The 12,744-nt window shown below is 63.5% G+C and carries 8 protein-coding genes; 4 read left to right on the top strand and 4 right to left on the bottom strand.

Translation table 11 applies throughout. The annotated features are described in order from the left end of the window. Positions 1 to 134 precede the first annotated feature (134 nt). Both DL891_RS09645 and DL891_RS09650 read right to left on the bottom strand, forming a co-directional pair. Complete coding sequence (locus tag DL891_RS09645) at positions 135 to 1,889, bottom strand: ABC transporter substrate-binding protein (protein ID WP_157962465.1); 1,755 nt, start codon at positions 1,887 to 1,889, stop codon at positions 135 to 137. A gap of 247 nt (positions 1,890 to 2,136) precedes the next feature. Further along, positions 2,137 to 3,594: an MFS transporter gene (locus DL891_RS09650; RefSeq protein ID WP_111720228.1), complete on the bottom strand. Its 1,458-nt coding sequence runs from the start codon at positions 3,592 to 3,594 to the stop codon at positions 2,137 to 2,139. 134 nt (positions 3,595 to 3,728) lie between these two features. Between DL891_RS09650 and DL891_RS09655 the strand changes: the two genes are divergently transcribed. Together DL891_RS09655 and DL891_RS09660 are read left to right on the top strand one after the other, a co-directional pair. Beyond that, the gene (locus DL891_RS09655; RefSeq protein WP_111720229.1) at positions 3,729 to 6,716 is read left to right on the top strand and encodes an AAA family ATPase; all 2,988 of its coding nucleotides are present in this window, start codon (positions 3,729 to 3,731) and stop codon (positions 6,714 to 6,716) included. Between the two features lie 161 nt (positions 6,717 to 6,877). Next, on the top strand, positions 6,878 to 7,738 hold the full coding sequence (locus tag DL891_RS09660) for a hypothetical protein (RefSeq protein ID WP_111720230.1): 861 nt from the start codon (positions 6,878 to 6,880) through the stop codon (positions 7,736 to 7,738). Positions 7,739 to 7,882: 144 nt separating this feature from the next. On the opposite strand, the gene DL891_RS09665 is transcribed toward DL891_RS09660, so the two are convergent. Then, positions 7,883 to 10,033, bottom strand: coding sequence for an ATP-dependent Clp protease ATP-binding subunit (locus DL891_RS09665; RefSeq protein ID WP_111720231.1), 2,151 nt, complete (start codon positions 10,031 to 10,033; stop codon positions 7,883 to 7,885). A 107-nt stretch (positions 10,034 to 10,140) separates the two neighbouring features. Between DL891_RS09665 and DL891_RS09670 the strand changes: the two genes are divergently transcribed. Together DL891_RS09670 and DL891_RS09675 are read left to right on the top strand one after the other, a co-directional pair. Then, entirely contained in the window at positions 10,141 to 11,577 is a 1,437-nt protein-coding gene (locus tag DL891_RS09670) for a glycosyltransferase 87 family protein (protein ID WP_157962466.1), read from the top strand. Between the two features lie 20 nt (positions 11,578 to 11,597). Next, positions 11,598 to 12,317 (top strand): alpha/beta fold hydrolase, encoded by a 720-nt coding sequence (locus DL891_RS09675; RefSeq protein ID WP_232819097.1) that lies wholly within the window; start codon positions 11,598 to 11,600, stop codon positions 12,315 to 12,317. Between the two features lie 12 nt (positions 12,318 to 12,329). Here DL891_RS09675 and DL891_RS09680 read toward each other — a convergent pair whose 3' ends face one another. After that, positions 12,330 to 12,743 carry a heat shock protein transcriptional repressor HspR gene (locus tag DL891_RS09680; RefSeq protein WP_111720233.1) on the bottom strand — a complete coding sequence of 138 codons (414 nt, stop codon included), beginning with the start codon at positions 12,741 to 12,743 and terminating at the stop codon, positions 12,330 to 12,332. Between the last annotated feature and the right edge of the window lies 1 nt (position 12,744).

A 12,744-nucleotide genomic window follows, 5' to 3' on the forward strand; every position in this document is an offset into this window, starting at 1 on the left:
AGAAACCGTGCTGCTCAGACTGGGGTCCAAAACTCGCGCAGATTGTGTCAAGACAGACTTCGTCCGACCCGATTCGCTCATCCTCTTCCTCCTTCCCTTCAACGCCTTCGTCGGCGGCCTAACGTGCCGTGAACCTACTTGACGGAGATCTCCGCAAAGTCGATTTCGATTGTGCCCGGCACACTCTCCCCCGCGCTGCCGAGATCGATAGAGGATCCGTATGGAAGCAGAGCCGTCTGCCCCGCGAGCGCAATGTATCCGCCATCGCGAGCGATCGCTAATGACACCGCACCCCACGCCTGCTCACGCTCGCTATCGTCGACGATGAAGGCCGCCTCATCCATCGTGGCGTTCAGCTCAGCGTTGTCGAAGTATCCATAGTCGAGGCGTGTGCCAGCTTCAGAGAGGTTGATCCTACTGTCGAACAGGTTGGGAACGACCGTCCCTGCGGACGGCCAGGAAATGCCCCACGTGTTCCAGAAAACATCGTACTTGTCTGCCGACGCTGGGCTGGCTGCTACCGAGTAGTAGTTGTCGGCAATTCCCTGCAACTTCACATCGAACCCTGCGGCCTTCCATCCTTCGGCCAGAGCCGCCATCGCTTTATCAGAAGTCGATGATTTTTTGTAAGCAACTTCGATTTTCACCGGCAGACTAACTTTCGCCGACTCCAACAACGACTTTGCCTTCTCGCTGTCCCCAGTCAGCGGTTCGCCGAATGGCGGTTCATCCGATGACGCTTCCAGCCCTGGGTAGAGAACGCTGTAAGACGGGGGGAACAACTCTTCCCCGCCGAGGGCCTGCGCATAGCCGCTGCGGTTTGTTGAGACTGCCAGCGCCTGACGAATCACAGGGTCGCTCATAGTTTCGCTACGGTAATTCGGCTGAAGGAAGTCGATACCGCTGCGCGAAGCGATGAGCGTTCGATCCATCAGCTTCTGATCCATCATGATGAGTGGTTGCTGCGCCGGCGTGGCTGGAACTAGCGTGACGGCGGCTGCATCCTTACCGCTGTTGGCGATGATCCGCTGGATGGGTGCGTCCTCAGACAGGCCCTCTTCGAAGACGATCTCGTCGGGCAAGCCAAGTCGGACGTCATGATCGGAGGCCTTCCAATAAGGATTTCGAACGAAAGTTCCTCCCGCACCCGACTTCCATTCATCTTTGATCATGTACGGTCCAGCGGAAAATACTGTGTGCAGTGATTTCGCGCCCTGGTCCTGGTCCTTGCGGTAGGCCATAAAGCCGCTCGTCGACAGAGTCAGGTGGAAGTCGAACTGCGGCTTGGCGAGGTGAAAGGCAATCGTATTGGCATCACAGGTGACCGCCTTGTCGTAATGCTCACTTCCTTCACCGCTGTACGGTCCCTTGTAAAGGCTCGCGCCTTCCTCATCCTTGGGGATGTCCAGGAAGCGCATTGCGTACGTGGATCCACCGGTGATCTGGTCGATCGCGAATGATCGCGAGATTCCGTACTTGACGTCGTCACACGTCACAGGCTTACCGTCTTGCCAAAACGCATCGTCGCGAATATCGAAAGTCCACGTCTTTCCATCGTCAGAGACGCTGCCGGCATCGGTTGCTAGGTCACCGACCATTTTTCCGGTGCCAGGCTCTGCTGTCGTAAGTGAGCGCCAAAATGTGCGGATCGCGAAGTTATACGCGGCGGATTCAGTGTTGCGTTGCGGATCCCACGTTTCAACTGTGGTCGAGTTGAGCACATGAACCGTTCCGCCCGCCTGGCTTTCAGCTGGCGCTTCAGAACTGCCCGTAGAGTCACCTTGGGACCCTCCGCCGCAAGCGCTCAGTGCCATTACAGCTATTACTCCGGCCGCCATAGCCGCTGTGGTTCTTTTTTTCGCCACAATCACTCCCTTGGGATTTGTCATTCCCCACCCGTCATTGGCCTCGGGTAAGAATATACAGTATACAGTAGCCATTTTGGCTCATGCGATAAAACTCACCCTAATCCGCTTCGCTTCAGGCCAAAAGTCGATAGCGACTATGGCATTGATAGGCATGAGCTATGTAGGCGCGGGCACTCGGCTCCTGCCTTTCAAGGCTCTTCCAGAGGCCTGAAAAAAGGCGCCTCGTGTTGCCGAGTAGCGCTGCCCATTCGCCGCGAGACATGTTCCTTCACTGAACCAGACCGCGTGTGCGCTGTCGCAGGTCGGCATAGGCGACGAGGAGGGCGAGCACCACAACAAGGATGATCGCCACGAAACCCACTCCGAAAGAGACCGCCCAGTTGGTGAATGGAAGCACTCCGAACGCAAGCGCGGTGATCACCGCGATGCCCACAGAGGTGCCGATCCGCTGCCCCGTCTGCATGATCCCACCCGAACTGCCGGCGTAACGCAACGGCACCTCGGCCAGAGTGAGCGCCTGGTTGGGGCTCATCACCAATCCCTGGCCGGCCCCGACGAATGCGAGGCTGAGCAGCAGCCACCATTCGCTGGCAAGTCCAGCGTCGTGCAGGAAGACGACGAGGATGCTCAGAACCAGCCCGGCAATCGCACTGTACATGCCGCTGATGACCACGATGCGGCCGAACTTCGTCACATTCCGGCCACCCCACACGGCCGCAAGTGCCGAAAAAACAGCACTGGGCAGGCCGACCACACCCGATTCGAGGGCCGAATGGCCGAGTCCGTCTTGCATGTAGAGAGCCACCAGCACCCAGACGCTGGTGACCCCGGTGAAGTACAGGCTGATGAGCAATGTGCCATTCGCAAAACTTCTCGTGCGAAAGATGGCCAGGTCGACCATGGGACTGCGTCCACGCCTCTTATATCGACGTTCCCATGCCAGCCAGAGCAATGTGAGTCCGATTCCGGCCGGCAGCGACAGCCAGAGGATCGGGTGTCGCTCGGCCTCGACGAATGGCAACAGCACTGCGAAGACTGCCAGGCCGAGAAGGATCGCACCGATGGGGTCGAGGTCGCGGCGGACAGGGGCTCCGGTCGGATCGAATTGGGGGGTTCGGCCCAGCAGAGGTTTGGGGAGCCAGAGCCACGCGAGGATGATGGCGGCGATCCCCACCGGCACGTTCACGAAAAACGTCCAACGCCACCCCTGTTCGACACCACCGGCCTCGATGAGAAGACCGCCCAGGAGGGGACCCACGGCAACCGAGATGCCGACAGCGCCTCCGAAGATGCCGAACGCACGGCCACGTTCTGCGCCCCGGAAATACTGCTGGATCAACCCCAGCGCCTGGGGGCTGAGCAGGCCCGAGCCGATCCCCTGAAACGCACGCGCGATGTTCAACCAGAAAGCGTCCGTGGCGAATCCGGAAGCGATCGACGAGAGGGTGAACACGGCCACCCCGGTGATGAACAGGGCTCCACGGCCGTAGATGTCGCCCGCGCGGCCCGCCGCGACCAGGAGCACACCAAAGGTCAGTGCGTAACCGGAGAGCACCCATTGCAGCTCAGACTGGCTCGCATCCAACGACGATGCGATGGACGGGAGCGCCACATTCACGATGCTGACACTGATCAGTGACATGAAGATCGCGAGGACGAGCACAAAGAGCACCCGCCACCTGTGAGGATCAGGGCGGTAGTTCTCAGACACGATCGATGCGGTCACTGTTCGACTGTATACCGATCATCAACCGGCCCGGCGCCCGAATAATCCCCGCGAGGACAGGGGCCCCTTCGGGCTGTCCACTATGGGGACAAACCCTTCGGTGACGAGCTCGAGCGATCTACACTGACTGTATTGTGAGTGTTTCTGGCCCGTCACACCGGCCGCACCATCCCGTCGGCACGCTCTACGAACGCGACCGCGAACTTGAAGCCTTGACGACTTTGATCGAAGAGGCCGCGGGGGGACTCGGTGGTCTCGGCCTGGTCGAGGGCGGCCTCGGTGCCGGCAAGACCCGCCTTCTGGCCGAGCTGACTGAGCGCGCCGAGCGCGCCGGATTCCGCGTGCTTTGTGCCCGAGGGCGTGAACGGGAACAGGCGACGCCATTCGGCGTGGTGCGCCAGCTCTTCGACGAGCTCGCTGCAAGCGACGACTCCGCCCGCTTGTTCTCCGGGGCAGCCGGGGCAGCTCTCTCTTTACTCGATGCGGGTTCAGATGCGGCAATTCTGCTTTCAGACGACGGCGTCAGCGTAATGCGGGGACTGCACTCCCTCACTGTCGAACTGGCCCGCACCCAGCCGCTCGCGATCACCATCGATGACCTGACCCGGTGCGACCCATCCTCACTCCGCTTCGTCACCTATCTGGCTGCCCGGCTGGAGCATCTTGCTGTTTTGCTTCTGGTCGCCGTGCCAGACCGTAGCAACGATCAGGATGCGGCGCTCGTCGAAGAGCTCGCCCGCAATCCGGGAGCGATCACGGTGCGGCCGACCATGCTCAGCCGCGACGCAGTGCGGGATCTGTTGCGCGAACGATTCGGCGTCGAGCCCGGCCCCGGGGTCGCCCACGCCTGCTTTCTCGCGACCGGGGGAAACCCGCTCCTTGTCACCGAACTGTCGCGCGCGGCCCACGACGAAGGCTTGCAGGCAGACGCCGCCACGCCGGTCGACTTCCAGAGGGTGGGAGCCCGCGCCGCCGCCCGCATCGTGCGTGCGCGGCTGGCTCAGCTTGACCCGGATGCGGCACCCGTCGCCCGCGCACTGTCGGTGTTCGGCTCCGGAGCCAGCATTACTGGGCTGTCAAGCCTGACGGGCCTTACCGAGTCGCGGGTGGCGTTGGCCTGTCACAGTCTGATCGACGGGGAATTGCTCAACCCTGAGCCGCCGTTGGAGTTTCTCTACCCCGTGATCGGTGCTGCTGTGTACCACGACCTCGCCCCGGGCGAGAGGGAACTGCAGCACGCGCGCGCCGCCCGGGTTCTGCTCGATGCCGGCGAACCGGTGAGTCAGGTGGCCGCGCAACTCGTACGTGTTCCACCACGAGGCGCCAGGTGGATCGTCGATCTTCTCCGGCAGGCTGCCCAGGTGGCCGTTGACCGGGGAGACTCCTATCGTGCAGCCCACTGGTTGCGGCGAGCACTTGCCGAGCCTGCCGCGGAACAGCACTATCCGGGCCTACTTCTCGAGTTGGGTACCGCCGAGGCTCTCGTGAATGACCCGCGGGCCCATGAGCATCTTTCCGTGGCGCTGGCGGCGCAAGACGATCCAGGTTCACGGGCTCGCGTCGCGGCTGTTTTGGCTCGAACGCTTGTGACCCGCGGCTCGCGTGACCGGGCGACCGCTCTCATCATTGCGGCGGCCCGAGAGTTGCCTGCGGCACCAAACCCAGAACAGGGCGCCGCCGAGGACCCGTATCTGGGCGAGCGCAGGCGCTTGGCCGCAATCGGCCTGTTCGCGGCCGGGCCAGGACCAGTTGAAGACGACGTGAACCGCCTCATCGATAGTTCTCGGCCCTCTGACTTCCCGCCGTTGCTCGGAACCGGGACCGGGTCTGGAGCTGAGACCGGAACGGCCATGCTGCGGGCCATGCTCGCCTGGCGCGGGGCCCGCGGAGCGGGCAACGCCGCCGAAAGCTCCACGTTGGCGTTGGCAGCGCTCACCGATCACCGCCTGATTCGTGCAGACCCCTCGTTCATGCTCCACGCCGCCAGCACCCTGATTCTGGCAGATCGCCCGGAGGCCGGGGCAATCTGGACGAGTGCGCTCGTAAACCCCGGTTCCGCCAATAGGTCTCCCGGTGCAAGCATTCACCTCTGGAGCGGATGGGTGCACCTTCAGCGCGGTGCCCTGGTCGACGCCACGAGGGCACTGCAATTCGCCGTGGACGAGGAGACATCCTTCCATTTTCACGGGCCGGAGTTCGCGGAGCCACAGACAGGTTCTGGGTCGGGGCGGGCTGCCACCGCGGCGGCCCTGCTCTCACGGGCACTCGTGGCCAGAGGCGACCTGACCGGCGCCAGAGCCGCCCTGCGCCGGTGTGGGCCTGTGCCCGACGACTCTGACGCCGGCATCCTGTACCGGGTCAGCGAGATGGAAGTGCTGCTCGGCGAGCGCCGGTGGCCAGAGGCCGCCGAGCATGCTGCCGCCTGCGGCAGACTCGTTCCCGTCGAGACGAACCCGGCGTGGGCGCCGTGGCGCTCGGGGCTGGCCCGTGCCCTCGTCCCGTTGGGCCGCCCGGCCGAAGCGCGGCTGCTGTTGCAGGCCGAACTTCTCTCGGCCCGGCGGTGGGGCGCACCGAGCGCCCTTGCTCGGGCCCTGCGCCAGCTCGGCTCTCTGCATCCGCACGGGTTTGACGAATTGCAAGAAGCCGTCGAGCTGACGGCCGGCTCGATCGCCCGCTTGGAACACGCGTTGTCGTTGGAATCCTGGGGCGAGGCGCTGCTGGCCGACAGCCGCAGTGCGGAAGCCAAGGCGGCGCTGAGGCTTGCATACGACGTGGCGAACGAGTGTGGAGCTGCGCCGCTGGCCCAACGCGCCCGCTCCCAGTTGTACGCCGCCGGCGGGCGGCCACACACCAACGCGAATACTGGTGTGCGGTCGTTGACCCGAAGCGAAAGACGGGTGGCGGACCTGGCCGCGGAGGGACACAGCAACCGCCATATCGCCGAGACTCTCTATGTCACCCTCAAGACGGTTGAGGTGCACCTTTCGAACAGCTATCGAAAGCTCAACATCCATTCGCGCTTCGACTTGGCCGCTGCGCTCAACGCATCGCCGCGGCATGAGAGCCAAGCCCACGACTCTGACAGAAAACCTGGGCTGAGGACCGACCTGAATTTCAGCTGACATTTTGGGTCAAGTCTCGGGTAGCCGCAGTGATCTTTCGGGTTCCGTTGAGGGTCGCACCCCTATGCACCGGAAGCGTCGACGGAACAGGCTGTTACATGGGTTCGTTCAGCTGACTGATTCTGGGCGCCCGTGCTATTTCATACCCGAAAGGAAACGTGATGAAGTCATTGCGAGTGCTCCTTATCGTGGCAGCGTCGGCGACACTCCTGGTGTCGACGGTCGGTGCCGCATATGCGAGTCCCACGCTGGTAGAACCGGTGATCAGCACCGTCTCGACGAGCTTGCCCGCCTCAAACAGCTACCATCGAGCGACCACCTGCAACAACGAGATGCTGCAGTCAGGAACCTACAGTCATGGACTGACGGTCACAGGCACCTGCACGATCCCCGACGGTGCGCAGGTGACGATCAAGGGACCTGTCACCGTGCAGCCGAAAGCCACCTTGAACGCGATAACGACCTCTACCGTGCACATCATCGGTAACGTCAACGTCTTGCGTGGCGCGCTTCTGGAACTGGGTTGCTCCGTCCAACTCACCCAACCGGGACAGGGCGGAACCCCCCCTGAGTGCCCGAACGGCGTCTCCGACACCACGGTGCACGGCAACATCACCGGCTTCGGCGCGTTGACGATGCGTCTTTACGGCCTGAACAATGTGCGTGGCAACATCACAATTCTCGGCGGAGGACAGACTGTGACCGGCCCGAACGCGTCAAGTTGCGAAGAACATCCCGGCGCTCTCAACCTCCCGATCAAAGACAGCACGGTGGACGGCAATATCACCGTCGTCGGGTGGCACGGATGCTGGATGGGCGTGTTCCGCATTGCTCAGCACGGCAGCACGGTTCTGCTCAACAACAAGACAGCGGACTCCGACTCCATGGAGATCGCCACCAACACCATCCGCGGAAACCTGATCTGCTACGGCAACAACACTGCGCCGCAGGTGGGTGACTCGCACGGAACCCCCAATGTGGTGTCCGGCAAGGTTCTCGGACAGTGCAAACGGCTCAGTTGATCACGCGAGAATGGCCTGCTGAAGTCGCCTGAGACGGCTTCTTCGCACAACGAACTCGGCCAGCGGTCCCTGTGGACAGCAGGCCGAGTTCTGCACATCTGAACGCCCCCTCCGCCGGTGGGCCACAGGCGGTGGAAGATTCGGTCACTGGATGGGGGCCGCTGCCACCACCAGTCCATCCGCACCGGGGGCAAGGTCCACGCGCACCAGGTCACCGTCGCGAATACTGCCCGAGAGCAGTCCGGTCGCCAGTTTGTCGTCGATCTCACGCTGCATCAGGCGGCGCAGTGGCCTCGCCCCGTAGCTCGGATCGTAGCCGTGCTCGGCCAGCCAGGTGCGGGCTTCCGGGGTGACCGCCACCGTCAGGCGGCGTTCGACCAGGCGTGCCTCGAGCCTGTCGATGTACAGTTCGACGATCTGGGCGAGATCCTCGAGGCTCAAAGCCTGGAAGATCACAATGTCGTCCAACCGGTTGACGAACTCCGGTTTGAACGCCTGGCGCACCAGCTGGTTCACCGCATCTTCCTTCGCCTCCCGGGTCAATCCCGGGTCGACCATGTACTGCGACCCCAGATTCGACGTGAGGATCAGGATCGTGTTGCGGAAGTCGACCGTGCGACCCTGGCCATCGGTCAGCCGACCGTCATCGAGCACTTGCAACAGAACATCGAAGACCTCGGGGTGCGCCTTCTCCACCTCGTCGAACAAGATCACCGAGTACGGCCTGCGCCTGACCGCTTCGGTCAGTTGGCCGCCCTGTTCATAGCCGATGTAGCCGGGAGGCGCGCCGACCAGGCGCGAGACGGTGTGTTTCTCGCCGTACTCCGACATGTCGATGCGCACCATGGCCTTCTCGTCGTCGAACAGGAACTCGGCGAGCGCCTTCGCGAGCTCGGTCTTTCCGACGCCGGTGGGGCCGAGGAAGAGAAACGACCCGGTCGGGCGATTCGGGTCGGCGATGCCGGCGCGGGAGCGCCGAACGGCCTCAGACACGGCCTTGACGGCCGCCTTCTGGCCGATCAGCCTTTTACCCAGCTCACCTTCCAGGTTGAGCAGCTTCTCGGTTTCCCCCTGCAGCAGGCGCCCCAGCGGAATACCCGTCCACGCGGCTATCACCGAGGCGATGTCCTCCTCGGTGACCTGGTCGTTGACCATGCGTGAATCTGAAGAGCCAGCCGCCTCCGCAGCCTCGATCTCTTTGAGGATCGGTGGGATGACCTCGTAGTCGAGCCTGGATGTCTCCTTGAAATCCGCTTCGCGGTAGGCCCGCTCACGGCGGATCTTCACGTCATCGAGTTGCTTCTTCAACTCGCCCACGCGGTTCAGCGCCCCGCGTTCCGCATCCCAGCGCGCCTGCAACTCAGCGAGGGTCTCTGTGCGCTCGGCCAGATCTTCGCGCAGCTTCGCCAGTCGCTGCTTCGAGGCCTCGTCCTTCTCCTTCTTCAGTGCGAGCTCTTCGAGCTTGAGCCGGTCAACGCTGCGCTTCAACTCGTCGATCTCAACCGGTGACGAGTCGATCTCCATCCGCAACCGACTCGCAGCCTCGTCGATCAGGTCGATGGCCTTGTCGGGTAGTTGCCTGGCGGCAATGTAGCGGCTGGAAAGCGTGGCCGCGGCGACCAGTGCGGAGTCGGTGATGGTCACTTTGTGGTGTGCCTCGTACCGTTCTTTGAGCCCTCGCAGGATGGCCACCGTGTCTTCGACCGACGGTTCGCCCACGAACACCTGCTGGAAGCGTCGCTCGAGTGCGGCATCTTTCTCGATGAACTCCCGGTATTCGTCTAGCGTGGTGGCGCCGATCAGCCGCAACTCACCGCGGGCGAGCATGGGCTTGAGCATGTTGGATGCCGCCACCGACCCCTCGCCGCCGCCCGCGCCCATCAGGGTGTGCAGTTCGTCGACGAAGGTGATGATCGTGCCATCAGCATCGTTGATCTCTTTCAGCACCGCCTTGAGGCGCTCCTCGAACTCGCCACGGTACTTCGCTCCGGCCACCAGCGCGGCCAGGTCGAGGGAAACCAGCTGTTTGTCCTTGAGCGAATCGGCGACGTCACCCGCGACGATCCTCTGGGCAAGCCCCTCCACCACGGCGGTCTTTCCCACCCCGGGGTCACCGATGAGAACCGGATTGTTCTTCGTGCGCCTGGTGAGCACCTGGCTCACCCGCCGAATCTCGGCATCGCGCCCGATCACCGGGTCGAGCTTTCCGCTGCGCGCCACCTCGGTCAGGTTCACGCCGTACATTTCAAGTGCGCTCTTCGCCTCGTCCTGCGAGGGCTGTTGGCCTTGTTGCATGACACCATCCTTCAAACTTGAGTCAACTACGCTCAAGTTTAGCGTATTGGCGCGCAGGACGCCACCACCCCTGTGCTCTTTCCCTTCCCTGCACGTACACTGAATTCGTGCTCGCCCCCGAATGGGGCACGTCCGCAGCCGAAAGGATTCCAGTGAATGGGTTTCCCACCCTCAGCGCGCTCCCCGCGAGGGTGCACGCGCACGCCCGGGGGATGTGGACTGAATCTCGGCGAGCATGGTTTCTGAATCCACAGAACTTGGTCTTCGCGTTTCTCGCCGTGCACGCGGTCTTCTTCATGAGTTTGCTCCCGGCGATCCTGACCGGCCAGACTCTGGGCGATCTTCCGCTGTACCGCACGTGGGCCGAGCACAGCCGCCAGCTTGCTGAAATGCCCGGAATCTCCGGCCCCTGGGTCTACCCGTTCGGAGCCCTGCTGCCCATCCTGCTGTCGAACCTGCTCGGCCCGTACCATTTCCAGCTCGTCTGGTTTCTGTTGACACTCGTGCTGAACGCCATTGCCGTGGCTGCCCTGAGCAACTTCGGGCGCAACCGCAATGGGATCAAGGCAGCATGGTGGTTTCTCGCGGTGACCCTCGTGCTGAGCCCCGTTGCCCTGCTGCGGCTGGAGGGTATCGTCGCCCCGCTGGTGATAGTGGCACTGGTGATCCTGGGCCGCCAGCCGGCCCTGGCGGCAGTAGTGCTCGCCCTCGGCGCCTGGATCAAGGTGTGGCCCGCTGCCGTGCTGCTGGCCATCGTCATCGCCAGCAGGCGGCGACTCACCGTCGCGCTCTCGGCCGCTGGCTTCTCAATCGCAATCATCGCCACAATGTTCGCCCTGGGCGGTGCCCGCAACATCTTCAGCTTCATTACCGCGCAGTCGGATCGAGCCCTGCAACTCGAGGCCCCGATCACCACATTCTGGGTCTGGGCGGCGGCATTGAGGCTTCCTGACAATGCCATTTACCACAACGTTCCCCTGGCCACTGAAGAAGTGACCGGACCGGGCGCAGACTTCGCGGCAACGCTCATGACCCCGCTGATGTTCGTGGCCATCGCGGCTCTGTGCGCGGTTCTGATCATCGCCATGCTGAAAGGGGCGGACTCCGGTCGGCTCGTGCTTCTTGGCTCCCTCGCCATGGTCACCGCCCTGATTGCTTTCAACAAAGTCGGCTCGCCCCAATACATTCTCTGGCTGACGCCGATCGTGGCCGTCGGTCTCGTCTCCGATTGGCGCGCATGGCGGCCAGCTGCTGTGTTGCTGCTGCCGATCGCGCTGTTGACCTCACTGGTCTTCCCGGTGTTCTATCTGCCTCTCATCGATCGGAACATCTTCGCCGTCATTCTGCTCACGGCGCGAAACGGCATGATCATCTGGCTTTTGGTGTGGGCGACGCGTCAGTTGGCGCAACTCATGCGGAGCGCGGGCCCGTTGCAACTTCCGGCATCCGTCGCGGGCCCGCTCGCCAGGGCCAAGAGTCTGCGAGCGCCAGCAGGACCCCCTCAGCCGGCAGAGGTCCTTGCCGATGAGTCGAGGCACCGCTGAAGCCGCAGGTCGCGCCCAGTGTGATCTTTCTGCATGGCCTGCGCACCTCCCACACGATGTGGCGCGGCCAACTGGAGGCGCTGGCCGCCGCCGGGATCCCGGCGACCGCCATCGACCTGCCGGGACACGGCACGCGCGTCGGCGAGAAGTTCAGCCTGACCGCAGCCAGAACCGTGATCGGTGAGGCTGTCGCCCAGGCCCAGGAGTTCGGGGGAAGGCCCTATCTGGTCGGTTTCTCCCTCGGCGGCTACCTCGCGATCGATTGGGTGGCACGTAACCCGGGACACGTGTGCGGGCTGCTCGCCTCCAGTTGCGGCACCGAACCCCGCGCGATCTTCGTCACTCCCTATCGCCTGCTGGCTCGGCTCATCCACACCCTGCCCGACCGCGGGCGCGCGTTGAACGACTTCATGGTGCACCTGGCGGTGCCCGAACCCGGTGCCAGCGATGTGCTAGCGGGTGGGGTGCCGCTCGATGTGATGGACGACACCCTGCGCGAGCTGACGGGATTGCGCTCGATCGCCCAGTTGCGAACCCTCGACGTGCCGGTGCTGCTGGTCAATGGGCGGCTCGATCACTTCCGGTTGCACGCGCACCGCTATCTGGCGGCCGCCCGTTCGGGGCGGTTGGTCACGATCCCGGGGGCGACCCACATGGTGAGCGTGATCCAACCGGCTCGGTTCACATCCGCCCTGTTCTCAGGCTACGAGGAGGCAACCGGCAGAACCCGCTCTGGTTGACCCAGAGGCCGTTCAGCGGGACTGCGGTCGCCAGACGACGACCTGGTTGCTGCGTTCCGGGCGCACGCCGTGCCGCAGCGTGATCACGTCGCCTGCCGAGCCGGCCGCGAACACTCGTCGGCCGGGCCGGTTGAGCAGTTCATCGGCGAGGGTGGCCTCGAGCTCGCGCACCCGTGCGGTCAGCGTGAGCACCTGGTTCTCCAGTTCGAGAACGCGCCTGATGCCCTCCAGGCTCACGCCCTCGCTCGAGAGGTGTGCGATCTCCCGCAGCTGCAATATGTTGCGCATCGAGTACCGACGTGATTTGCCCGCCGTACGTGTGGGCGACACGAGGCCGAGGCGATCGTACTGGCGCAGGGTCTGCGCGTGCATACCGGAGAGTTCGGCCGCAACCGAGATGACAAAGACAGGTGTCGACTCCTCCATG

It is taken from the genome of Homoserinimonas sp. OAct 916, from assembly GCF_003260275.1.
Lineage (GTDB): Bacteria > Actinomycetota > Actinomycetes > Actinomycetales > Microbacteriaceae > OACT-916.

Bases quoted from the DNA above. Each gene is read 5' to 3' on its own strand.
- DL891_RS09645 (WP_157962465.1), bottom strand. From the start codon at position 1,889: ATGACAAATCCCAAGGGAGTGATTGTGGCGAAAAAAAGAACCACAGCG.
- DL891_RS09660 (WP_111720230.1), top strand. From the start codon at position 6,878: ATGAAGTCATTGCGAGTGCTCCTTATCGTGGCAGCGTCGGCGACACTC.
- DL891_RS09665 (WP_111720231.1), bottom strand. From the start codon at position 10,033: ATGCAACAAGGCCAACAGCCCTCGCAGGACGAGGCGAAGAGCGCACTT.
- DL891_RS09680 (WP_111720233.1), bottom strand. From the start codon at position 12,743: ATGGAGGAGTCGACACCTGTCTTTGTCATCTCGGTTGCGGCCGAACTC.